The following is a 22,354-nucleotide window of genomic DNA, read 5'->3' as shown; positions in this document are numbered from 1 at the left end:
CCGCCGGACCGCGATGTGCGGTCCGGCGGCCGTCGCCGCCTGTCGGGGCGTCAGTTCACTCGGGGACGGTGCAGTCGAAGGCGTGCAGGTAGGGGTTGACCGGGCGGATGTCGTCGATGACGAGGCCCGCCTCCGTCAGCCGCCCGACCATGCTGTCGGTGGTGTGCTTCGCCCCGCCGACGTTGAGGAGCAGCAGCAGGTCCATCGCGGTGCTGAACCGCATCGACGGGGTGTCGTCGACGAGGTTCTCGATGACCACGACCCGGGCCCCGGGCCCGCCCGCCCGCATGACGCCCCGCAGGGCGCGGGCGGTGCTGTCGTCGTCCCACTCCAGGATGTTCTTGATGACATACACGTCGGCCCGTACCGGGATGTCCTCGCGGCAGTCCCCGGGCACGATCCGCACCCGGTCCGCGAGCGCGCCGCCCTCGCGCAGCCGGGGGTCGGCGTTCTCCACGACCCTGGGCAGGTCGAGCAGGGTGCCGTGCATGGACGGGTACTTCTCCAGCAGGCTCGCCACCACGTGCCCCTGGCCGCCGCCGATGTCGGCGACCGACGAGCTGCCCGACAGGTCGAGGAGGGCCGCGACGTCCTCGGCCGACTGCCGGCTGGAGGTCGTCATGGCGCGGTTGAAGACCTCGGCCGACCGGGGAGCGTCCTCGTTGAGGTAGGTGAAGAACTCCTTGCCGTACAGGCCCTCGACGACGTTGCGGCCGCTGCGCACCGCCTCGTCGAGCAGGGGCCACGCGTCCCAGGTCCACGGCTCCGTGCACCACAGGGTGATGTAGCGCAGGCTGTGCGGGTCGTCCTCGCGCAGCAGCCGGGACATGTCGGTGTGCGCGAACGTCCCGTTCTTGTGCTCGGCGAAGACGCCGTAGCAGGTCAGGGCGCGCAGCAGCCGGCGCAGCGGCCTGGGCTCGGCCTTCACCGCGGCCGCGAGGTCGTCCACGGTCATGGGGGTGTCGCCGAGGGCGTCGGCGACACCGAGCCGGGCGGCCGTGCGGAGGGCGGCGGCACATGCCGCGCCGAACACGAGCTCCCTCAGCCGCATGGGCGGGGGTGGGGCGGTCTGTGCGGTCGTCATGTGCCGCCTTCCTTCCTTCTTCGGTCCACGAGTGGCTGTGGCCGGCCGGTCAGCACAGTCCCGCGGGCTTGGAGGCGCCGCAGGTGTTGCCCTCGAAGGTGTTGTTCTTCCCGGTGGCCGCCGTCTCGGTGTTGACCAGGTCGGCGGGGGAGTTGTCGCGCAGCGAGTTGCCCTTGATCTCGTTCTTCTCGCTGGTGACGCCCACGAAGCTCTTGAACAGGACGATGCCGCCCGACAGCGGGGACTTGCCCGAGTTCTCCCGCACCGTGTTGTCCGCGACCAGGACCTTCTCGGTGCCGGTCAGGACGATGCCGGAGCCCTGGAGGGCGTCGAGCCGCTCGGTCTTCGGGCAGGACTTGTTGTTGCCCACGACGTGGTTGTCGCGCACGACCAGGTCACCGGCCTTGGGCTTGTTCTCGTCGCCGACGACGAACACGCCGGCGCAGTTGCCGGTGATGTGGTTGGCCGCGACGGCGAGGTTGCGCAGCCGCCGGACGGTGACGCCGATCCGGTTGCCCTTGAGGAGGTTGAGCGCGACGACCGTTCCCTCGGTGTCGGCGGCGCCTGCCTCGGCCGTGACGGTGTTGGCGAGGAAGATGCCCGCGTCGCCGTTGTCGAGGGCGGCGTTGCCGCGGAAGACGCCGTGGACCGACTGCTCCTGGGCGATGCCCCAGACGCCGTTCTTGACGGCCGTCACGTTCCGCACCGTCAGGCCGTCGGTGGCCATCGCGTACAGACCGGTGCGGGTGAAGCCGGTCACCGTCAGGTCGGCGACGGTGACGCCCTTGACGTTCTTGCCCTTCGTACCGGTCACGCAGATCCCGTTGCCGCCCTGGGCGCAGGTGTTGGCGGCCGCCTTCTCCGTGCCGGGCTTGAGGATCGTCTCGCGGCCCATGCCGCGCAGGGTGAGCCCGGGGGTGCTCACCTGGACGCTCTCGTGGTAGGTGCCGGGAGTGACGAGGACCGTGTCCCCCGACTCGGCGGCGTCCACCGCCTGCTGGATCGACTCCCCGGGGTGGACCACGTGGGTCATGGGGGCGGAGGAGGCGGGAGCCGCTCCGAGCCCCGTACCGATCATCGCTGCGGTGCACACCAGGTACACGACATGGCATTTCTTCATATTCGGAAAGATATGCCGGACATATTCAGGCTCGGTCGGGATGAGCCATCCGACGGCGTGTCAGGATGGCAACCTGAGCGGCATGGGCAAGACCGCGCTGATCGTCATCGACATGATCAACACCTACGACCATCAGGACGCCGAGTCGCTGATCCCGGCCGCCGAGTCGGTACTGCCGCAGCTGACGGGCCTGCTGGAGCGGGCGCGACGCCACCGCGTCCCCGTGATCTACGTCAACGACAACTTCGGGGAGTGGCGCTCGCACCACGGCGAGATCCTCGACAAGGCACTCTCGGGACCGCACGCGGGACTCGTCGAGCCGCTGCGGCCCGACGAGTCGTCCCTCTTCGTGGTCAAGGCGCGCCACTCGATCTTCTTCGAGACCCCGCTGACCTATCTCCTCCACCAGCAGGGGATCGACCGGCTCGTGCTGTGCGGGCAGGTGACCGAGCAGTGTGTGCTCTACTCGGCGCTCGACGCCCACATCCGCCATCTCCAGGTCATCGTCCCGCGCGACGCGGTCGCCCACATCCACGCCGATCTCGCGGACGCCGCGCTGCGCATGATGGAGCGGAACATGGGCGCCCGGGTCTGCGACAGCGGCGAGTTGTGGACGTGAGGCGATCCGCGGCGCGGCGGGCCGGGAGAGCCGGCCGGTGTCAGGTCCGCAGGCTGCGCACGGGCAGGACGAGCTGCGCCGCCGTCCGCAGGGTGTCCTCGTGGTTGGCGAAGGCGGCGACCGCCTCGGCCTCGCCGGGCTCGCCGCCGGACCACGGGCGGGTGGCGAAGATGAGGCAGGCGTATCCGCGCTCGTCCACTGCCTCGCGCCACTGCGGCGTGGGCACGAACTGGGCGTTGACGCCCGGCATGGTGAGCGCCGCCGCGCCGGGCACGACGAGCAGGCCGACCGGCAGGTCGGGCAGGCCGGTGGCGTCGAGCACGCCGTCGCCCACGGCGATCCCGGAGCGGCTCAGCAGCCCTTCGACGGCGGCCGGGGTCGCCTCGGGGCCGCCCTCGCCGTCGCCGAGGGAGCAGGCGAGGAGGAAGGGGACGTCGCCGTCGGGCGTCTCACGGCTCCAGGACATGATGACGAGCGTGCCGAGGTCGGCGGTTCGCAGGGGACGCGGGTCGGTGGAGATCGAGGTCATCGCGAAACCGTAAGCGCGCGACGGGGCGCTCCCGGACGGCCGTCACCCGACCGGACGACGTCCTCGCCTTTCTTCACGCGAACGAGGGTTCCGCCGAGCGGGGGGTCGGCTCACTGCCGCGACAGGCGGCTGCGGATGTCGTCGAAGTGCCGGTGCACCGCCCGCTCCGCGGCCTCCGCGTCACCCTGGCGCACGGCGTCGACGATCCTGGCGTGCATCCGGGCCAGTTCCTCGCCGTCGGCCGCCGCACCCAGCCCCTGGGCCTGCGTGCGTACCCGGTGGAAGGCGTTCCAGAAGGCGTCGAGGAGTTCGCTGAGCAGTTCGTTGTCCAGGGAGCGGTGCAGCACCCGGTGGAAGGCGCGGTCGGTGCGGGCCGCGATCTCGCCCGTCTCGCGCACCTCGGTGTGCATCGTCTCCACCAGCGCGTCCAGCTCCGCCAGGTCGGCGTCGGGCAGCCGGCCCGCCAGCCGGTGCATGAGCCCCGCCTCCAGCGCCTCGCGCAACTGCAGCAGTTCGAGCAGGCTGCCCTGGCCCCGTCGGTGTCCGACCACGGTGCGGAACGCCATGGCCTCGGTCATCGGCTCCAGCGACATGGTGCCGACGTAGGTGCCGAAGCCGCGCCGGATCTCGACGATGTGCATGGCCTGGAGGGACTTGAGCGCCTCGCGCAGCGAGTTGCGGCTGACGCCGAACCGCTCCATCAGCTCCGTCTCGGTGGGCAGCGGGTCGCCGGGGCCGAGGCCCTCCTCGACGATCAGTTCCTTGATCCGCTCCTCGGCGTCGGCGGCGACCGAGCCCATGTGGCGTCCCCTCTCGACCCTTGACATCCCCTGCTCCGTCATGTGTCACTCTAACAGGACGTAGGACATCCTACGTCCTGGGGTTCCGGGAGTCCGGGGCGCGTCGCCTCCCCCTGCCCCCGGGACGGAAACACGGCACGACCTGGAGTCACCGCATGCCCATCCCCACGCCGCTGCGCGGCGTCATCCCCCCGGTCATCACCCCGCTCACCCCGGCAGGGGAGGTGGACACCGGGTCGGTGCGCCGGCTCACCGAGCACCTGATCACGGCCGGTGTGCACGGCCTGTTCCTGCTGGGGTCCAGCGGCGAGACCGCCTACCTCACGAACGCCCAGCGGCTGACCGTGCTCGAAGCCGCCGTGGACACCGCCGCGGGCCGCGTCCCCGTGCTCGCCGGGGTCGTCGAGACCACCACGGCCCGGGTCCTGGACCGGGCGGCCGACGCGGTCCGGGCCGGCGCCGACGCGCTCGTGGCCACGGCGCCCTTCTACACCCGCACCCACGCCGTGGAGATCGCCGACCACTTCCGGCGGATCCGCGAGGGCGCGGGCCTGCCGCTGTTCGCCTACGACATCCCGGTCGCCGTGCACACCAAGCTGCCCCGGGACGTGGTGCTCGACCTGGCCGCCGACGGCACCCTCGCCGGGCTGAAGGACTCCAGCGGCGACGAGGGCTCCCTGCGCCGGCTGCTGGTCGAACTGCGCCCGCGCACCCCGGACTTCTCGGTGCTCACCGGCTCCGAACTCACCGTGGACGGCGCGCTGCTCGCCGGCGCCGACGGCGTCGTGCCCGGCCTCGGCAACGTCGACGCGCACGGCTACGTACGCCTCTACGCCGCCGCCCGGGCCGGCGACTGGGCCGCCGCCAGGGCGGAGCAGGACCGGCTCGCGGCGCTGTTCGCCCTCACCGACGCCGGCGATCCCGCCCTGATGGGCCCCAGTTCCAGCGCGCTCGGCGCCTTCAAGGCCGCCGCCCTGCTGCTGGGCCTCATCGACTGCGCGGCCACCGCCGCACCGCAGGTGCCGCTCGACGAGGCGGCCGTGGCCCGCGTCCGCACCCGGCTCACCGAGGCCGGACTCCTGTGATCCCCGGACCGGGGCCCCCGGGCCCGGCCCCGGTCCCACCCACGCATCCCGTCCCGCTGTCCGTCCCCCCGCGCGTCTTCCCACCCGCATTGGATCCGTCATGTCATCTGCGCGCACCACCCCGACCGCCCCGCCCTGGTACCGCGAGATCACCCGGGAGAAGTGGAAGTCCTTCTTCGCAGCCTGGATCGGCTACCTCCTCGACGGCTTCGACTTCGTCCTCATCACCCTCGTGCTGACCGAGATCGCCGACGACTTCGGGCTGTCCACCGTCGAGTCCGCGAGCCTGGTCTCCGGAGCCTTCATCACCCGCTGGCTCGGCGGCGCCGTGCTCGGCGCGCTCGGCGACCGCTTCGGCCGCAAGAGCGCCATGGTGGCCAGCATCCTGCTGTACTCGGTCGGCACCTTCGCCTGCGGCTTCGCCTGGGACTACACCAGCCTGTTCACCGCCCGCCTGCTGATCGGCATGGGCATGGCCGGTGAGTACAGCGCCAGCGCCACCTACGTACTGGAGAGCTGGCCCGCCCGGCTGCGCAACCGCGCCTCCGGGTTCCTCATCTCCGGCTTCTCCCTGGGCGGCGTCCTGGCCGCCGAGGTCTACGAGCACGTGGTGCCGGGACACGGCTGGCGCTGGCTGTTCTACATCGGCCTGTTCCCGGTCGTCGTCGCGCTGTGGGTGCGGCGGGCGCTGCCCGAGGCCGACGACTGGGAGGCCCGGGTGGGCGCCACCGGCGAGCGGCCCAACCCCTTCCGGCCGCTGTTCGCGGGCCGGCGCCGGGCGACGGTCAACACGGTGCTCGCGGTCGTCGCCACGGGAGCGCTGTTCGCGGTCTTCACCCCGCTCGGCGCGGGAGCGGTGCCCGTCCTCTCCGTGGTGGCCACGGCCTGTCTCCTCGCCTTCGCCGTGCAACTGGGCGGGCGGACACGCTGGCCGCTGTTCGTCGCGCTCTGCGTCACCGTCTTCTGCGCCTTCCTCTACAGCTGGCCGGTCCAGGCCCTGCTGCCCACCTACCTCAAGACCGAACTCGGCTTCACCCCCGCGCAGGTCAGCGACGCGCTCTACTACGCCGGGTTCGGCACGATGGCCGGCTGCATCGTCACCGGCTTCATCGGGGACCGGTTCGGCACCCGCAGGGCGTACGCCTGCACCCTGGCGGTGGGCATCGCCTTCGTCTTCCCCGTCTTCGCGATCCGTGACAGCCAACTCGGCCTGGGCATCCTGCTGTTCCTCATGCTCGCCTGCATGCAGGGCATCTCCGGACTGCTGCCCAAGTACATCGCCGGACACTTCCCGACCGAGACCCGCGCCGCGTCCCTGGGCTTCACCTACAACGTCGGGGCGCTGGGCGGCGCCGTCGCCCCCGTGCTCGGTGCCCGGCTGGCGTCGAGCATGTCGCTCGGCCAGTCGCTCGCGGTGCTCACCTTCTCGCTGACCCTGGTGGTCATCCTGCTGATCGGCTTCGACGTCCCCAGCCGGCTCAACCGCCTCGTCGACCCCGAGGCCGTGCCGGACTACCTGGCCACCGAGGCGGCGGTGGAGAGCCCGTCGTCCGTACCGACGGCGAAGTGAGGCGGACGCCGGCCGGAGGGTGGTTCGCCTGCTCCGACCGGCGTAAGCAGGTGGCGGACGGTGCGTCGTCGCGCCGTCACGTAAGGTAACAGTCCCAGTATGATCTGTAGACGAAATGCTCATCGGAGTGACGTGTGCGGCGCGCACCGCCGTGGGGTCCGGATCGCCGTGGCGGCCCTGCTCGCCACGACCGCACTGGGCGCGACCACCGAAGCGGCCGCCTCACCGTCCGTCCCCCTGCGCACCGACTGGGACGCCATCGCCGCCTGCGAGTCGGGCGGCAACTGGAAGGCGAACACCGGCAACGGCTACTACGGCGGTCTGCAGTTCAGGACGTCGAGCTGGATCGCGGCCGGCGGTCTCAAGTACGCCCCGCGCGCGGACCTCGCCAGCCGCGCCGAGCAGATCGCCGTCGCCAAGCGCCTCGCCCGGATCCAGGGAATGAACGCCTGGGGCTGCGCCTGATGTTCCCGCCCGGCGGTCCCGGGCAGACGTAGGGGTGTGAGCCGCCCGGCCGCAGGAGGGCGAAGGAGGGCTCGGCAGACATGACACGTCTCCCAGGTGACCGCCGCCCCGACCCGCGCGCACGGCTGGGGGAGATGATCTTCTCCCGGGTGGCGGGCCCGGAGGGTCCGGGCAACCGCGCCCGCATCCACGACACACCGGGCCCGCGCTGGTTCGGCCCGGAGCGGCCGATCCGGCGGGTGCACGGGGACGCCTCCATGTTCATCGGCGGCCTCTCCGCCCTGCTGCTCCAGTCGCTCCACCCACTGGCCATGGCTGCGGTCGCCGCGCACTCCGGTTTCCGCGGCGACCCCTGGGGCCGGCTCCAGCGGACCAGCACCTTCCTCGCGGTCACCACGTACGGGACGGCGGACAGCGCGCAGGAGGCGTGCGAGCGGGTACGGGCCGTGCACGAGAGGGTGCGGGGCGTCACGGCCGAGGGTGAGGAGTACGCCGCCGCCGACCCGCACCTGCTGTGCTGGGTGCACGTGGCGGAGGCCGACAGCTTCCTGCGCGCCCACCAGCGGTACGGCGCCCACCCCCTGGACGACGACGGGTGCGACGGCTACGTGGCCGACATGGCGCGCATCGCCACCGCGCTCGGCGTGCCGGACCCGCCCGTCGACCGCGCCGGACTCACCGAGCGGATCGCCGCCTACCGCGGCGAACTGCGCGCGACCGCCGAGGCGCGCAGCACCACCCGCTTCCTGCTGCTCAGGCCGCCCATCCCGCTGCTCGCGCGTCTGCCCTACGGGGTGCTCGCCGCCAACGCGGTCTCCCTGCTGCCGGTCTGGGCCTCGCACGCCCTGGGCCTGCCGCGCGTTCCCCCGGCCGAGGGCGTGTGCGTGCGCCCGCTCGGGTCGGCCGTGACCGCGGGCATCCGCTGGGCGATGACGCCGCCCCGGGACGCGGCGTAGGGACCGCCCGCCGTACGGTACGCCGTGTTGACCGGGGTAACCCATGGGCGTGCACTTGCACCCGGTCGTGGCCGCCCGGCGTTTTCCCCGGGCGGGGGACGGGCAGTCCCCGGCGGGGGAGCAGAGGGGCGGCCCCGGACGTCCGGTACGCGGACCCGTCCGGGGCCGACCTCTGGCAGTCAGTGCCTCAGTGCCTCAGTGCCTCAGTGGAGGACCGCCGCCGGTGGGCCGCGGCAGTCCGTAGTGCCCGCGCAGCGTCGCCGCGTCGTACGCGGTGCGGAACAGACCGCGCGCCCGCAGGATCGGGACCACCTGGTCGGCGAAGAGGTCGAAGCCGCCGGAGAGCCACGGCGGCATGACGTTGAAGCCGTCGGCGGCTCCCTGCTCGAACCACTCCTGGATCTGGTCGGCCACCTGCTCGGGGGTGCCGGCCACCACGCGGTGCCCGCGCGCGCCCGCGAGGCGGTGCATGAGCCCGCGCACCGTGGGCTGTTCGCGGTCGATGATGTCCAGGACGAGCCGGAAGCGGCTGCCGTTGCCGCGTTCGCCCCGGGTCTCGATGAGCCGCCGTGGCACCGGCCCGTCCAGCTGGTCCGCGGTGAGGTCGAGACCCAGCAGACGCCGCAGCAGCTGGAGCGAGTACTCGGGCTGGGTGAGTTCGTCGAACTCCGCGTGCAGTGCCCGTGCCTCGGCCTCGGTCGCACCGATGAAGGGGCTGATGCCCGGGAGGACGAGCAGCCGGCCGGGGTCACGGCCGAGCGCCGCGGCCCGCGCCTTGAGGTCGGCGTAGAACTCCTGCCCGCTCCGGAGCGTCTGGTGCGCGGTGAACACCGCCTCGGCGTAGGCCGCGGCGAAGGAGCGGCCGTCCTCGGAGGACCCGGCCTGGACGTACACCGGGCGCCCCTGCGGGGAGCGGGGCAGGTTCAGCGGGCCGCGCACCTTCAGATGGCGGCCCGAGTGGCCGATCTCGTGGATGCGGTCGGTGTCGGCGAACACACCGGTCTTCTGGTCGACGACCAGCGCCTCGTCCTCCCAGCTGTCCCAGAGCTTCGTCACCACGTCGACGAACTCCCGCGCACGGTCGTACCGTTCGGCGTGCACGGGATGTGCGTCGAGGCCGAAGTTCTCCGCGGCCTGCGGGGCCCCGGTGGTGACGATGTTCCAGCCGGCCCGCCCCCGGCTGAGGTGGTCCAGCGAGGCGAACAGGCGCGCCAGGTTGTACGGCTCGGTGTACGTGGTCGAGGCGGTCGCGATCAGGCCGATGCGTTCGGTGGCCGCGGCGATCGCCGACAACCAGGTGAACGGTTCGAGCCGGAAGCGGCTCGCGTAGCGGACGTTGTCGGCCAGCGACGGACCGTCGGCGAAGAACACGGCGTCGAACGCGGCCGCCTCGGCCCGGCGGGCCAGCTCCTGGTAGAAGCCGATGTCGAGGATGCGGCCGGGGTCGGTGCCGTGGTGCCGCCAGGCGGCCTCGTGATGGCCGCCCGGATAGACGAACAGGTTCAGGTGCAGGGTGCGTGCGCTCATGCCGCCTTCTCCTCCTCGGACAGCCCGGCGTTCTCGGCGTTCCGCACGCCCAGCCGGGCCAGCAGCCGGCCGCGCAGGGCCGTGTACTCGGCGCCCGCGTGGTCCCGCGGTGCCGGGAGCCGCACGGGCAGGTCGGCCGCGATCCGGCCGCGGTCCAGCACCACCACCCGGTCCGCGAGCACGATGGCCTCGTCGACGTCGTGCGTCACGAGGAGCACGGCCGGCCGGTGCCGTTCGCACAGCCGCCGCAGCAGGGCGTGCATCCTGATCCGGGTCAGCGCGTCCAGGGCGCCGAACGGCTCGTCCGCCAGCAGCAGTTGAGGTTCGCGTACCAGGGACCTGGCCAGCGAGACACGCTGCTGTTCGCCGCCCGACAGTTCCACCGGCCAGGCCCGTTCGCGTCCGGCGAGGCCGACCTCGGCGAGGGCGGCCCGGCCCCGGTCCTCGGCGAAGGGCCCGGTCAGACCCAGCACGACATTGTCGAGCAGCCGCTTCCAGGGCAGCAGCCGCGCGTCCTGGAAGACGACGGACACATGGTCGGGTGCGGTCAGCCCACCGCTGCCCGCCACCTCGTGGTCGAGGCCGGCCAGGGCACGGAGCAGCGTGCTCTTGCCGGAGCCGCTGCGCCCCAGCAGCGCCACGAACTCCCCGGGCGCGATGGACAGGTCGAGCCCGTCCAGCACCCTGCGCTCACCGAAGGAACGCACCAGGTTCTCGATGCGGACCGTCGCGCGGTCCGCCGTGTTCAGCCCGCCAGCGTCCGCCGCCATGACAGGGCCCTCCTCTCCACCAGACGTACCAGGGCGTCGGAGACCAGACCGAGCAGGCCGTACACCACGAGACCGACGATGATGATGTCGGTCTGCCCGTACGTCCGGGCCAGTTCCATCATGTAGCCGATGCCGCTGGTGGCGTTGACCTGCTCCACCACGACGAGCGCCAGCCAGGCGCCGGTCACCGCGAAGCGCATGCCGAGCAGGAAGCCGGGCAGGGCGCCGGGCAGCACGACGTGCCGGACGAAGCCGAGCCTGCCCAGGCGCACCGTCTCCGCCAGCTCGGCGTAGCGGTTGTCGATGGCGCGCAGTCCGTTGTGCGTGTGGATGTAGACCGGCACGAAGACACCGAGCGCGATCGTGATCACCTTCATCGTCTCGCCGATGCCGAACCAGAGGATCAGCAGCGGGATCAACGCCAGCGAGGGGATCGACCGCTTGATCTGCACCGGGCCGTCGATCACGGCCTCGCCGAGCCGGCTGAGCCCGGAGACGAGGGCCAGGACCAGACCGGCCGCGACGCCGAACAGCAGCCCCAGCAGGGCGCGTTGGGCGGAGGTGGCCAGGTGGGACTGGAGCTTGCCGTTGTCGATGAGGTCGCCCGCCGTGCCGGCGATGGTCCAGGGCGCGGGGAGGCTGCGGACGTCGAAGACGCCCAGCCCCGACCCCGCCGCCCAGAGCGCCAGCAGCAGTACCGGTCCGATCGCCCAGCCGTACCGCACGGGCTTGCCGGGGCCCGGGCGGTGTCGTCGCGGCCCGCGCGGACGCACCTGGTCCGGCGGGGCCTGGGTGGCCGGGAGCGCCTGCTTGTCGAAGATCGTGGTGCTCATGGCGACGTCCCTTCACCGGCGACGGCCTCGGCGGCCACCGGCTCGTAGCGGCGGTCGAAGAGGAGGTCCGCGTCGAACGGTTCGCGGTCCTGCTCCTTCGCCAGCAGGTCGATGGTCTGCTGCTGCCGGTGGATGGCGTCGGTCCAGTCCGCCGGAAGGTCCGGGTGGCCGATGCGCCGGACCAGGTATTCGCCGTCCTCCTGGCTGAGTCCCTGGTCCTCGACGTAGTAGCCCGCCACCCATTCCTCGGGATGCTTGTCGATCCAAATCTGCGCCCGGGCCCAGAACTTCACGAGTTCCCGGAGGGCGGCCGACTTCTGCGCGTCGGCGACGGATTCGGTCAGCGCCCACAGGTGTGCCGGGTCGTCCCGGAGCCCGTGCTTGACCGTCCCGCCGCCCTCCTTGCCGTAGTTCGCGAGATAGCGCTTGATGTTGACGTCCGCGATGGGCGCGGCGTCCACCTGGTGGTTTCCGAGCGCCGTGGGATAGACGTCGCCCGTGCTCGCGAGTTCGACGAGTTCGACGTCCTGCTGGGTGAGCCCGGCCTTCGCCAGAATGCGCAGGACGAGCGCCCCCTGGGCCTGCCCCGGGCTGTAGGCGATCTTCTTGCCCCGCAGGTCGGCGAGGGTCTTGATGCCGGAGCCCGGGGCGGTGCCCAGCTCGTAGATGGGGTTCTTGTACGGGTCCGCGCGGAACCTGACCGCCACGAGCTTCGTGTCGAGACCCGTCCAGTGGGCGTTGATCGACGGGATGTCCGCGGCCGAGCAGACGTCGAGTGCGTCGGCCCGGAAGGCCTCCGAGCACTGGGGGCCGCCGCTGATGTTGGCCCACTTCACCTTGAAGGGCAGCTTGTCGATCTGCCCGGACAGCTCCAGCGCGACCTTGAGGTCGGGCGCCCCGACGGTCAGCGTGGTGTCGCGGGCGACCGCGACCGGGATCTTCTCGTCCGAGACGTCCTCGCCGCCCGCGGTCTGCGCCGGGGCCACACAGCCGGTGAGAGTCAGAGAAAGGGCCAGTGCGGCCAGGGCGGGAGAGCGCCGGAATCCGGGCAGGGGTGTGCGAGAGGTCATCACGGCCTTCACGGGGAGCGGGAGAAAGGGGGCAGCGGGCGGTGTGGTTCAGCTACACACCGAGGTGGCGACGCGCATCAGATCGATGGCCCGCCGCTTGGTGAACTGCCGGGATTTCCGCATGCCGTGGACGCTAGCCAGGGGGTCGAAACCCGGTCAAGGGCTACCGGCCGGCTCCGCCGGGACTGCAACGACGCCTTCGTGGGCGTGTCATGTTCCGGAAACGCGGCGGCCCGAATAGGCGGACCAGCGGCCCTCGCGCCTGGCCACCGTGATGTCGCGGCCGAAGCAGGCGGTCAGCCGCGAGTCGGTCAGGACACCCTCGACGGGACCACCGGCGAGGATCCTCCCCTCGCGCAGCAGCAGGGCGTGGCTGACGGCCGGGAACAGCTCCTCCAGATGGTGGGTGACCGTCACGGTGGCCAGGTGCGGGCGCCCCTCGGCCAGGTGGTGCATGGCCTCGACGAGGTCCTCGCGGGAGGGCAGGTCCAGGGCGTTGAAGGGCTCGTCGAGGAGCAGCAGCGCCGGGTCGGCCATCAGCGCCCGGGCGATGAGGATCCGGGCGCGCTGACCGCCCGAGCAGACGCCGTACGGCCGGTCGGCCAGCTCCTTGACGCCCAGCTCGGTCAGGAGATCGCGGGCCCGGTCCCGGACCTCGTCGTCGTACGTCCGCCACAGGGGCTGCACGGTGCCGCTGTGGCCGGTGAGCACGACCGCGTGGGCGGTGAGGTCCTGCGGCACCCGCTGGGCGGCGTTGACATGGCCGATGCGCGCCCGCAGCTCACGCACGTCGACCCGGCCGAGCCGGCTGCCGAGGACCTCGACCGTCCCGGCAGTGGGGTGCATGAGCGCGCCGAGCAGCCGCAGCAAGGTGGTCTTCCCGGCGCCGTTGGCGCCCAGCAGGGCCCAGTGCTCGCCCGGCCGGACGGTCCAGTCGATGCCGTCGAGGATCAGCTGGTCGGTGGTGAGGCGCCGGACGTGCACGTCCCGGAGCCGGAGCACCGCCGCCTCCCGCTCGTTCTCCTGCGAGCCGGTTGTCCGCCCGGTCATGCCGTGCCTCCTTCGCGCGGGACGTGTGCCGTACCCCGAGCACAGTAGATGTACTCACCATGCGCCTGCTGGGCCGTCCGGTTCCTGGACGGGACTGCACAGGCCGGCGGCGGCACTCAGACCACGGATGAGTCCGCGTACTCATTCGCGGCGCCCATGCCGGGTCCTACCGTGACGTCGTCGGGGCGGCACGGAGGGGGAGCCATGGGACGAGGACGACGGTCGAGGCGGCGGGGGAGCGGCCGGTGGGGGAGTGGCCGTTGGGCGCGGCGCCTCGGCGGGGGCCTGGCGGCCGTGCTGGCCGGGGTGGTGCTGAGCGGCTGCGCGGCCTTCGACACCGAGGACGACGAACGGTGGGCCCGGGAACTCGCCGAGGAGCTGTACCCCGGTGAACTGGAGGTCGTCGGTGCCCGGATCCTGTTCCCGCAGAGCGCCGGTTCGGAGGTCACCCTCTCCCTCGCCGATGACCCGGACGCCGCCGTGCGGTTCCGGGTCGACGCCTCCAAGGACCACTGCGACGGCGGCGCGAACTGCGCGGAGGCGCTCGGCAGGGCCATCGAACGGGCCCGGCTGGAGGCCGGCCGGCTGCGGGCGATGCGCGATGCCTTCGACGGCTGCGGACGCCCGGTCGTGGCCACGGACGTGACGCTGTCCGCCCCCTGGATCGAGGCGCGGGTGACGGACGGCACCGTCGACGAGGTGCTGACCGGTGTCGGCGCCTGTGTGCAGCGCTGGGTCACGGCCCGCGCGGCGGGGGAGCCGTCGGCGCGGATCGCGTCGGTCTCCGTCAACTTCGCCGCTCCCGGAACGGCCGGTGACCTGCCGGCCGCGAAGAGCGCGCTGCCCACCGTCCCGCGCTTCACCCACGGCCCGCGGCTGGCGGCCCTCGCGAGCGACGCGTACTACGTCGCCACCTACGAGGTGGGCAGCGACGCCGCCCGCACCGTCGACGTGGCCTCCGCCCGGCTGCGGATCGTGTCGCCCCTCGAGGAACGGCAGGAGTTCTCCCGCCGGATCGACGCCGCGGTCCTGCCGCTGCTGCGCGCGCGGTATCCGGACGCCGTGACGACCGGCATATCGGGCCTGGGGGTGTGGCGGCTGGAGCCGGGAACCATCGAACGGACGCGGGGATACGTCCTGTTCTGCGCCCGGCCGCCGGCCGGTACCGAACGCTGTCTCGGGGACCTGGCGGCCGTGGTCACCGCGGACCCGAAGGGCGGGGACGCCGCCCTCGTCACCGTCCGCACCGACATCCGCGACGAGCGCGGCGTCCTGCGCCTGCCCCCGCTGTGACGGGGGCAGGCCGGAACCGGCCGGGTTCCCCGGGCAGGAGGGGAAGGGTCAGACGCCCGCCACCGACTGGATCCACGACCGGTAGGCGGTCACGTTCGTGTACGCCGTGGTGGACTGCCGGTCGCTGGTCGAGGCGACGCCGACCTGGACGCCACCGGCCATCATCGGGCCGCCCGAGTCGCCGCCCGCGGTGATGCCGTCGCCGGGGCGGGCGCATATCGCCCGGCCGTTGTAGGCGTCGTAACACCCGCTGGTGACACTCAGGTTGGCGACCTTGAGGTACTGGGACTGGCAGTTGATCTCTGAGCCGCACCGTGAGGTGGCGCCCCAGCCGTAGACCTGCACGGTCTGGCCCACGCGCACCGTGCCCGGCTGTCCGAGCCGTGCGTAGGAGGCGGAGACGGAGCGGTCGAGCCGGACCAGCGCGAGGTCCGCGGAGGGATGGGTGGTGGTCTGCGCTCCGTTCGCCACCGTGCCGCCCGAGCCCTGGTCGAGGCTGCCGATACGGAAGGACAGGCCGCCGCCTCCGACGCAGTGCTTGGCCGTGAGGATCCAGGTGGACGAGATGATGGTCGAGCTGCACGTCTGGGCGCCGTTGGAGAACAGCCGGGCCGCCCAGGGGGCGTTCTGCGCGTAGCCGCCGCCGATGATCGGCTGGGGACCGCCGTCACCGGGCCGGGGCTCCGCCGCCGAGGCCTGCGGAGCGAGCGCGAGGGCGGACAGCAGCGTGGCCGTGAGAGCGGCCGTCAGGGTGGGGACGAGTCTGGAGGTTCGCAAGGCTCCTCGATTCCGACGACACGCGTCGGGGCGCGTGTTCGGTCTGTGGGGGCGCCCAGCATCCCGGGCCCGGCCGCGGCACCGGCACTCCCGACTTTCCATAACGCGGCGATATGCCGCGGGACGGCCCGGCCGTCCCGCGGCGCGCCGCCCACGCCCCGCACTCGGCGGTGACCGTCAGGCGTCGATGCGCCCCGTGGCCTCAGGCGGACCGGGAGGGCGGGGTGTCGTCTCTGGGCCGGACGGTCATCAGCAGGGTCCGTGGCCGGACCGTGGCGGCGGCGACCGGGCGTACCGTCCGGCCGGGCGGAAGCTCCAGGCGTACCCGCCGCACGATGGTGGCGACGGCGGTGAGGAGTTCGGTGAGCGCGAACCGGTCGCCGATGCACTTGTGCTTGCCGGCGCCGAAGGGCAGGAACGCCTGGCTGGGCCGCTGCCCGGAGTCGGCCCAGCGGTCGGGATCGAAGGCCAGCGGGTCCGGGAAAAGCAGCGGGTCGCGGTGGAGGGCGTGCTGGCAGTAGGCGAGTTCGGTCCCGGCGGGCACCGTCCAGGGGCCCAGCCGGGTCTCCGTGACGGTGCGGCGGGTGACGAGCCACCCGGTGTGGTGCAGCCGCAGGGTCTCGTCGAGGACCCGCCCGAGGTACGGCAGCCGGCCCAGGTCCTCGAAGGCCACGGGGCGGTCGCCGAGGACCTCGTCCAGCTCCGCCAGTACCCGGGTCTCGACCTCGGGATGGCGGGCGAGTTCGTACAGCACCCAGGAGAGCACGGAGGCGGTGGTCTCGGTGCCGGCCACGGCCAGGGTGAGGATCTCGGAGGAGATCTGGTGCCCGGACAGCGGGCGGCCGGTCTCCTCGTCGGTGGTGCGCAGGAGCAGGGAGAGCATGTCGCCGGTGTCGTGGCCGGAGTCCTGGAGGCCGGTCACCGCCCGGTCGATGGTGGCCCGTACGGCGTCGCGCGCGGCGGTGAAGCGGCGGTTGACCGGCAGCGGCAGCCGCTCGACCCAGTCGGGCAGCATGACGCGGGCGCCGACCCCGTTCATCACCACCGACAGGTCGGCGCGCAGCCGCCGGAAGGTGGCGTCGTCGAGGCTGCCCGAGAACACGGTCCTGGCCAGCATGTCCAGGCTGAGGCCGACCATCGCCTCCCGGACGTCGAGGGCGCGCCCGGGAGCCCAGCCGTCGACGGCTTTGTCCGCCTCGCCGCGCATGGTGTCGACGTAGCCCGCGATCCGCTCGCGGGCGAAGGCCGGCTGGAGCTGGCGTCGCTTGCGGACGTGGGCCTGGCCGGCTGCGGTCACGACGGAGTCGCCCAGCAACTGGCCCATCTTCTCGAAGAACCGGCCCTTGTCGAGGCTGGGACCGAGGTCGGTGAGCATGGTGCGGACGAGGCCGGGGTCCTGGACGACGAGGGTGCGGGTGCCGGGCTGCAGGGTGATCTCGACGAGCGGTCCGTAGGTGGTGCGCAGGGCGGCGATGAAGCCGAGGTTGTCGCGCAGGAGCTGTACCGCGTGACCCAGGAACGGCAGCGAACCCGCTGCCCTGGGTATGGGGGGAGGCGCTACGAGCGTCACGAGGGCGTGTCCCTTCGAGTCATCATGGGCGCCTCCATGGCTTCCCTGATCGCTCCCCGGGCCAATCCGCGTCACGGCGTGGTCCACGCCACGTGCCCGGCAGGCCCCGATCCCGTGTGGGACGGGAAACGGCGGGGCAGATTCCACATTTGGCCGCCGCCGAACCCTCCGTCAGCGCAGCAGCAGCTGCACGAGGGCGACGGTGCCGACCGTCACCACCAGCGTCCGCAGGACGACGGGCTTGAAGTGGCGGCCCACCTTGGCCCCGCCGTACCCGCCGAGGGCCGAGCCGACCGCCAGCAGGCCGACGGCGGTCCAGTCGAAGTCCGCGGCGAAGAGGAAGAAGAGCGCGGCGACGGTGTTGACGACGGCGGCGAGGACGTTCTTGACGGCGTTGAGGCGTTGCAGCGGCTCGTCGAGGAGCATGCCCATCAGGGACAGGTAGATGATCCCCTGGGCGGCCGTGAAATAGCCGCCGTAGACGCTGGCCAGGGTCAGGCCGGTGAACAGCAGCGGACCGCCGTCCCGGCGCGGGGAGGCGCCGGTGCGCGCACGGCGGCGCTGCACCCACTTGCCGATCTGGGGCTGCAGCGCCACCAGCACCAGGGCGAGGCCCACCAGGACCGGCACGATCGTCTCGAAGGCGTCCTCCGGCAGCGCGAGCAGCAGCGTGGCGCCCGCGAGACCGCCCATCAGGGCGCCGACGCTCAGCTTGAGGACCCGCCGCCGCTGGCCGCGCAGTTCCTCGCGGTAGCCGATGGCGCCGCTGATGGAGCCGGGGATGAGGCCGAGCGCGTTGGAGACGGTGGCGGTGACCGGCGACAGGCCCGTGGCCAGCAGCACGGGAAAGGTGATCAGGGTGCCGGAGCCGACCACGCTGTTGATGGCGCCCGCCCCGACGCCGGCCGCGAACACCGCGGCCATGGCCTCGGGCGTCACCCCGGGCCGTCCGAGGCCGCGCCGCCGGCCGGCCGGAAGGTGTCTGGTGCATCTTTCACGGGGCCGACTGTACCCACCGCCGAATTCGGTACGTCCGGTGGTCTCCAACCGGTCCTGGATGAACGCTTCTTGACGTAAATTCACCTGATCACGCGGTGATACGATCACCGCGTTTGCGGAGCGGGCGGATGGGTGAAAGACGGCATCCCCGACTTCAGGGACAGCCCGGGCAGCTACCCCGGTGCGGGCGGTCCACCGGCCGTCCGCGTAGACGGGAATTCAGCAAGCCGGCCGTCAGTCGCCTGAAGAGAGTCTTATGACGGAATACACAGGGAACCCCTTGCTCTGGGTGGCCCTCGTCGCCCTCGTGGCCGCCGCCGTGCTCATCAGCCGCCAGCGCAGGGCGGCCCGAGCGTTGCGGCAGCAGGTCCAGGGGCTCAGGGAGCACTACACCGAGCTGGAGAACGATTACGGAAAGTCCGTACAGGCCGCCCAGGAACGGGCCGAGGACGAGACCAAGACCGTCCTGAAATCCGCCATGCGGACCCTTCAGGGCCTCGCCGCGGAACAGCAGCTGGTCCTCTCCCGCCTGCAGACCAAGTACGGCGACTCGGCCCTCCTCCAGGACCTGCTGGAGATCGACCACACCAACTCGCAGTTCGGGCGGCGCGCCCAGTCCATCGCCGTGCTCTGCGACGGCTGGCTCGGCGGACGGCGCGACACCGCCTCGGTGTACGACGTGGTGCGCAGCGCGCAGGGGCGCATCCGGCACTTCCGCAGGGTGGACATCCTCTCCCAGGTCGACTTCGGCATCACCAGCCGGGCCGTGGAACCCGTCGCCCTCGCCCTCGCCGAACTGCTCGACAACGCCACCAGCTACTCCAGCCCCGACACCGTCGTCGAGATCAACCTCCGGACCGTGCCCAAGGGCATCTGCGTGGTCGTCGACGACGCCGGTGTCGGCATGAGCGACGAGGAGCGCGCCCGCGCCGACCGGCTGCTCGCCACCGAGCGCGCCTCGGGCGTGGCCGGGCTCGGCAATCCGCCGCAGTTCGGCTTCGCCGTCATCGGCCTGCTGTGCGAACGATTCGGCTTCGAGGTGTCGGTGGACTCCTCGTCCCCCTACGGAGGTGTACGGGCGGTGGTCCTGCTGCCGCACGAACTGCTCACCGGCATGCCGGAGAAGAAGACTCCCGCCGCCGCCCACGGCACCGCCCGGCCGGTCCGGGACGGCGGCCCCGAGGCCGCGCCCGTCTCGTCCCGGACCGACGACGGTCTGCCCCGGCGGCGCCGCAAGCGGCCGATGGCCATCGTGCCCGGCAGCGAGTCCACCCCCCGCCCGGCGGGCCGCTCCGACTCCGAGCAGGCACAGGTCATGGGTGCCTTCCAGCGGGGAACGCGGTCCGGCCGGGTCACCGACCCCGAGGGCACCGACCGGACGCGCAGAACACCTGGTGCCAGCAGCGAAGGACATGAGGTCTCGTGAACGACGATCTGTCATGGATGCTCGACAGCGCCCTGGAGATTCCGGGCGCCCTGCACGCCGTCCTGATATCCGCCGACGGCCTGCTGATGGCCCGGACGCAGGACTTCGACAAGGACGACGCCGACCGGGTCGCCGCCGCGATGAGCGGGGTGCAGTCGCTCAGCCGCACCCTCGCCTTCTTCTGTGAGGACCCCAGCCAGTCCTGGCGCCAGACCCTGGTCGAGTTCGACGGCGGCTGGGTGTTCCTGATCTCCGCCGGCGAGGGCGCCTACCTCGGCGTCTCCGCCTCCCCCGAGGTGGACATGGCCGACATCACCTTCCGGATGCAGCAGCTCGTCGCCCAGCTCGGCAAACGGCTGACGACACCGCCGCGCGAGAACCTCGGCGCCCGCTCATGACCGGCCACGACGGCTGGGAGCCCGAGACGCCGGAGTTAGTACGGCCGTACGTCATCACCAAGGGCCGCGGCCTGCCCGACGAGGACCACCTCTCCCTCATCACCCTCGTCACCGCCTCCGCCGAGGACACCCGGCGCCCGGCGCGGTTGTCCCCCGAGGAGCAGAGCCTGCTGGACCTCTGCTCGGCCGGCTACCTCTCGGTCGCCGAGATCGCCGGACACACCCACTTCCCGCTCGGCGTGGTGCGGATCCTGCTGGCCTCCCTGATGGAGGGCGGCCACCTCATGACCCGCCCGCCGGTGGCCCGCGCCCGGCTCGCGGACAAGGAGATCCTGGAGGAGGTGCTCAATGGGCTCCGCGCCAAGTTTGGATGAGCGGGACTACGTACGCGGCGGGGCGACCCAGACCGCGGTCAAGATCCTCGTCGTCGGACACTTCGCGGTGGGCAAGACCACCCTCATCGGCTCCATCTCGGAGATCGAGCCGCTGTCCACCGAGGAGACGATGACGCAGGCCGCCGAGTCGGTCGACGACCTGGGCGGCGTCCAGGGCAAGACCACCACCACGGTCGCCATGGACTTCGGCCGCCTCACCATCAGCGACCGCGTCGTCCTCTACCTCTTCGGCACCCCCGGCCAGCAGCGCTTCGTCCAGATGTGGGAGGACATGGCACGCGGCGCGCTCGGCGCCCTGGTGCTGGTCGACCCCGAGCGGCTGGCGGACTCCTTCCCCGTGATCGACCTCATCGAGCACTACGGGCTCGACTACGCCATCGCCGTCAACCACTTCGACGGCACCCCGCTGCGCGACGAACACGCGCTGCGCGAGGCGCTCGACCTGCTCGACGACACCCCCGTCGTCACCTGCGACGCCCGCGACGAGAAGTCGTCGGCCGCCGCACTGACCACCCTCGTCCGCTACTTGCTGGACCGCACCCGCTAGGAGCTGGGAGCAGACATGAACGCTCACGACACGGCCCCGGTGCCGCCGCCCGGGTGCCCGGCCCACGGCTCCGGCGCCAGAGTGCCGCTGCACGGACCGGAGTTCGCCGCCCACCCGCAGGCGTACTACGAGTACCTGCGCCACTACGGGGTCGCGGCGCCCGTCGAACTGGCCCCGGGTGTCGAGGCGACCCTGGTCACGGACTACGCCGCCGCCCTCCAGCTGCTCCAGGACTCCGGGTCCTTCCGCAAGGACGCCCGGCGCTGGCGGGACTTCAACGAGGGCAAGGTCGGCCCGGACAGCCCGGTCGCGCCCCTGCTGGCCTACCGGCCCAACTGCATGTTCGCCGACGGCGCCGACCACCTCAGGCTCCGCCAGGCTGTCACCGACAGCATGGCGCGGGTGGACACCCGGCGGCTGAGCCGGAGCACGGAGCAGATCTCCGGCTACCTCATCTCCCAGTTCGCCGCCCGCGGCTCCGCCGACCTGCTCGGCGACTACGCCAAGCAGCTGCCGCTGTTCGTGTTCAACGAACTCTTCGGCTGCCCCGCCGACATCGGCGACCGGGTGCTGTTCGGCATCTCCGGCATGTTCGACGGCGTCAACGCCGAGAAGGCCACCGAGGTGCTCTTCCAGGCGGTGGGGGAACTCGTCGCGCTCAAGCGGAGCAAGCCCGGCGACGACGTCACCTCCTGGCTGATGCGGCACGAGGCGGGCCTCAGCGACGAGGAGATGGTCCACCAGCTCGCCCTGCTCCTCGGCGCGGGCGCCGAGCCCCTGCGCAACCTCATCGGCAACACGCTGCACCGCCTCCTCACCCACGAGCGGTACGCGCGCGAGGGGGGCCTCATCGACGAGGCGCTGGACGACACGCTGTGGGAGAACCCGCCCATGTCGAACTACGCGCCGCACTACCCGGCCGCCGACACGGAACTCGCCGGACAGCACCTCCAGGCCGGCGACCTCGTGCTGGTCAGCTTCGCCGCCGCCAACACCGGCCCGGCCCTCAGGGCCTCGCGCCAGGCCGGCAGCAACCGCGCGCACCTCGCCTGGAGTGCCGGACCGCACGCCTGCCCGTCCAAGGAACCGGCCCGGCACATCACGGTCACCGCCATCGAGCACCTCTTCAACGAGCTGCCCGACGTCGAACTCGCTGTCCCGGAGGACAGCCTGACCTGGCGTCCGGGCCCCTTCAACCGGGCCCTGGCCACGCTGCCCGCGCGCTTCACCCCGGCCCGCACCGGACGGCATGCCGATCCGCGGCCGGCCCCGGGTGCGGCGGAGCCCGAGGCCGCGACCCCGGCGCGGCCGGCCGAACGCAGCGGCATGTGGAGCCAGTTCCTCAACTGGCTCACACGGTGATCTGTACAACACCCGCCCAACCCGCCCCTTTCGCATGAAGGTTGAACGGCACGGGTAGTGAGCAACGCGGCATTCAAGTTGCTTACGAGTAAAAGGAGGTGTCGTGGAC

At 72.2% G+C, this 22,354-nt stretch carries 24 protein-coding genes; 11 read left to right on the top strand and 13 right to left on the bottom strand.

Going from position 1 to position 22,354, the window contains the following annotated elements:
• Positions 1–55: 55 nt before the first annotated feature.
• Together ACFC1X_RS13065 and ACFC1X_RS13060 are read right to left on the bottom strand one after the other, a co-directional pair.
• Positions 56–1,084 (bottom strand): methyltransferase, encoded by a 1,029-nt coding sequence (locus ACFC1X_RS13065; protein ID WP_376352118.1) that lies wholly within the window; start codon positions 1,082–1,084, stop codon positions 56–58.
• Between the two features lie 49 nt (positions 1,085–1,133).
• Complete coding sequence (locus ACFC1X_RS13060; RefSeq protein ID WP_376352116.1) at positions 1,134–2,204, bottom strand: nitrous oxide reductase family maturation protein NosD; 1,071 nt, start codon at positions 2,202–2,204, stop codon at positions 1,134–1,136.
• Positions 2,205–2,286: 82 nt separating this feature from the next.
• Here ACFC1X_RS13060 and ACFC1X_RS13055 point away from each other — a divergent pair, with 82 nt between their 5' ends.
• Positions 2,287–2,823 carry an isochorismatase family cysteine hydrolase gene (locus ACFC1X_RS13055; protein ID WP_376352113.1) on the top strand — a complete coding sequence of 179 codons (537 nt, stop codon included), beginning with the start codon at positions 2,287–2,289 and terminating at the stop codon, positions 2,821–2,823.
• Positions 2,824–2,863: 40 nt separating this feature from the next.
• Here the strand turns inward: ACFC1X_RS13055 and ACFC1X_RS13050 are convergent, their stop codons facing one another.
• Together ACFC1X_RS13050 and ACFC1X_RS13045 are read right to left on the bottom strand one after the other, a co-directional pair.
• On the bottom strand, positions 2,864–3,352 hold the full coding sequence (locus tag ACFC1X_RS13050; RefSeq protein WP_376352111.1) for a DUF5949 family protein: 489 nt from the start codon (positions 3,350–3,352) through the stop codon (positions 2,864–2,866).
• A gap of 110 nt (positions 3,353–3,462) precedes the next feature.
• Entirely contained in the window at positions 3,463–4,179 is a 717-nt protein-coding gene (locus ACFC1X_RS13045) for a FadR/GntR family transcriptional regulator (RefSeq protein WP_376352108.1), read from the bottom strand.
• A 128-nt stretch (positions 4,180–4,307) separates the two neighbouring features.
• On the opposite strand from ACFC1X_RS13045, the gene ACFC1X_RS13040 reads away from it, so the two are divergent.
• The 4 genes from ACFC1X_RS13040 to ACFC1X_RS13025 all read left to right on the top strand — a co-directional run bounded on the left by ACFC1X_RS13040 (position 4,308) and on the right by ACFC1X_RS13025 (position 8,228).
• Complete coding sequence (locus ACFC1X_RS13040) at positions 4,308–5,237, top strand: dihydrodipicolinate synthase family protein (protein WP_376352105.1); 930 nt, start codon at positions 4,308–4,310, stop codon at positions 5,235–5,237.
• Between the two features lie 100 nt (positions 5,238–5,337).
• Positions 5,338–6,807 (top strand): MFS transporter, encoded by a 1,470-nt coding sequence (locus tag ACFC1X_RS13035; protein WP_376352102.1) that lies wholly within the window; start codon positions 5,338–5,340, stop codon positions 6,805–6,807.
• A 99-nt stretch (positions 6,808–6,906) separates the two neighbouring features.
• Complete coding sequence (locus tag ACFC1X_RS13030) at positions 6,907–7,272, top strand: transglycosylase family protein (protein WP_376352099.1); 366 nt, start codon at positions 6,907–6,909, stop codon at positions 7,270–7,272.
• A gap of 80 nt (positions 7,273–7,352) precedes the next feature.
• Positions 7,353–8,228: an oxygenase MpaB family protein gene (locus ACFC1X_RS13025; protein WP_376352096.1), complete on the top strand. Its 876-nt coding sequence runs from the start codon at positions 7,353–7,355 to the stop codon at positions 8,226–8,228.
• A 195-nt stretch (positions 8,229–8,423) separates the two neighbouring features.
• Here ACFC1X_RS13025 and ACFC1X_RS13020 read toward each other — a convergent pair whose 3' ends face one another.
• The 6 genes from ACFC1X_RS13020 to ACFC1X_RS12995 form a co-directional block, all read right to left on the bottom strand.
• Positions 8,424–9,755 (bottom strand): LLM class flavin-dependent oxidoreductase, encoded by a 1,332-nt coding sequence (locus ACFC1X_RS13020; protein ID WP_376352093.1) that lies wholly within the window; start codon positions 9,753–9,755, stop codon positions 8,424–8,426.
• The gene (locus ACFC1X_RS13015) at positions 9,752–10,525 is read right to left on the bottom strand and encodes an ABC transporter ATP-binding protein (protein ID WP_376352091.1); all 774 of its coding nucleotides are present in this window, start codon (positions 10,523–10,525) and stop codon (positions 9,752–9,754) included. Before ACFC1X_RS13015 ends, ACFC1X_RS13020 begins: the two co-directional genes overlap by 4 nt.
• Positions 10,501–11,358: an ABC transporter permease gene (locus tag ACFC1X_RS13010; protein ID WP_376352089.1), complete on the bottom strand. Its 858-nt coding sequence runs from the start codon at positions 11,356–11,358 to the stop codon at positions 10,501–10,503. Before ACFC1X_RS13010 ends, ACFC1X_RS13015 begins: the two co-directional genes overlap by 25 nt.
• Entirely contained in the window at positions 11,355–12,428 is a 1,074-nt protein-coding gene (locus tag ACFC1X_RS13005; protein WP_376352086.1) for an ABC transporter substrate-binding protein, read from the bottom strand. The genes ACFC1X_RS13010 and ACFC1X_RS13005 overlap by 4 nt, the downstream gene beginning before the upstream one ends.
• Before the next feature lie 48 nt (positions 12,429–12,476).
• Entirely contained in the window at positions 12,477–12,551 is a 75-nt protein-coding gene (locus tag ACFC1X_RS13000) for a putative leader peptide (protein ID WP_376352197.1), read from the bottom strand.
• 87 nt (positions 12,552–12,638) lie between these two features.
• Entirely contained in the window at positions 12,639–13,478 is an 840-nt protein-coding gene (locus ACFC1X_RS12995) for an ABC transporter ATP-binding protein (protein WP_376352083.1), read from the bottom strand.
• 204 nt (positions 13,479–13,682) lie between these two features.
• Between ACFC1X_RS12995 and ACFC1X_RS12990 the strand changes: the two genes are divergently transcribed.
• The gene (locus ACFC1X_RS12990; protein WP_376352081.1) at positions 13,683–14,771 is read left to right on the top strand and encodes an SCO7460 family lipoprotein; all 1,089 of its coding nucleotides are present in this window, start codon (positions 13,683–13,685) and stop codon (positions 14,769–14,771) included.
• A 48-nt stretch (positions 14,772–14,819) separates the two neighbouring features.
• Here the strand turns inward: ACFC1X_RS12990 and ACFC1X_RS12985 are convergent, their stop codons facing one another.
• From ACFC1X_RS12985 to ACFC1X_RS12975, 3 genes are all read right to left on the bottom strand, one after another.
• Positions 14,820–15,548: a trypsin-like serine protease gene (locus ACFC1X_RS12985; RefSeq protein WP_376352078.1), complete on the bottom strand. Its 729-nt coding sequence runs from the start codon at positions 15,546–15,548 to the stop codon at positions 14,820–14,822.
• A gap of 202 nt (positions 15,549–15,750) precedes the next feature.
• The gene (locus ACFC1X_RS12980) at positions 15,751–17,118 is read right to left on the bottom strand and encodes a cytochrome P450 (protein ID WP_376352075.1); all 1,368 of its coding nucleotides are present in this window, start codon (positions 17,116–17,118) and stop codon (positions 15,751–15,753) included.
• A 171-nt stretch (positions 17,119–17,289) separates the two neighbouring features.
• Positions 17,290–18,042 (bottom strand): sulfite exporter TauE/SafE family protein, encoded by a 753-nt coding sequence (locus ACFC1X_RS12975; protein ID WP_376352194.1) that lies wholly within the window; start codon positions 18,040–18,042, stop codon positions 17,290–17,292.
• A gap of 331 nt (positions 18,043–18,373) precedes the next feature.
• Here ACFC1X_RS12975 and ACFC1X_RS12970 point away from each other — a divergent pair, with 331 nt between their 5' ends.
• Genes ACFC1X_RS12970 through ACFC1X_RS12950 form a run of 5 tightly spaced genes read left to right on the top strand, consistent with a single transcriptional unit; the run spans position 18,374 to position 22,245 of the window.
• A complete protein-coding gene (locus ACFC1X_RS12970) occupies positions 18,374–19,543 on the top strand; it encodes a sensor histidine kinase (protein ID WP_376352072.1) in 1,170 nt (389 codons plus the stop codon).
• Positions 19,540–19,941 (top strand): roadblock/LC7 domain-containing protein, encoded by a 402-nt coding sequence (locus ACFC1X_RS12965; RefSeq protein WP_109032225.1) that lies wholly within the window; start codon positions 19,540–19,542, stop codon positions 19,939–19,941. Before ACFC1X_RS12970 ends, ACFC1X_RS12965 begins: the two co-directional genes overlap by 4 nt.
• Complete coding sequence (locus ACFC1X_RS12960; RefSeq protein WP_376352069.1) at positions 19,938–20,315, top strand: DUF742 domain-containing protein; 378 nt, start codon at positions 19,938–19,940, stop codon at positions 20,313–20,315. Before ACFC1X_RS12965 ends, ACFC1X_RS12960 begins: the two co-directional genes overlap by 4 nt.
• A complete protein-coding gene (locus ACFC1X_RS12955) occupies positions 20,290–20,883 on the top strand; it encodes an ATP/GTP-binding protein (RefSeq protein WP_122617770.1) in 594 nt (197 codons plus the stop codon). Before ACFC1X_RS12960 ends, ACFC1X_RS12955 begins: the two co-directional genes overlap by 26 nt.
• Before the next feature lie 15 nt (positions 20,884–20,898).
• Positions 20,899–22,245 carry a cytochrome P450 gene (locus ACFC1X_RS12950; RefSeq protein WP_376352067.1) on the top strand — a complete coding sequence of 449 codons (1,347 nt, stop codon included), beginning with the start codon at positions 20,899–20,901 and terminating at the stop codon, positions 22,243–22,245.
• Positions 22,246–22,354: the final 109 nt, after the last annotated feature.

Origin of the sequence: Streptomyces sp. NPDC056128, from assembly GCF_042263835.1 — a bacterium.
Lineage (GTDB): Bacteria > Actinomycetota > Actinomycetes > Streptomycetales > Streptomycetaceae > Streptomyces.
The sequence above is the reverse complement of the archived record's forward strand: the minus strand, read 5'-3'. Positions and strand labels throughout refer to the sequence as shown.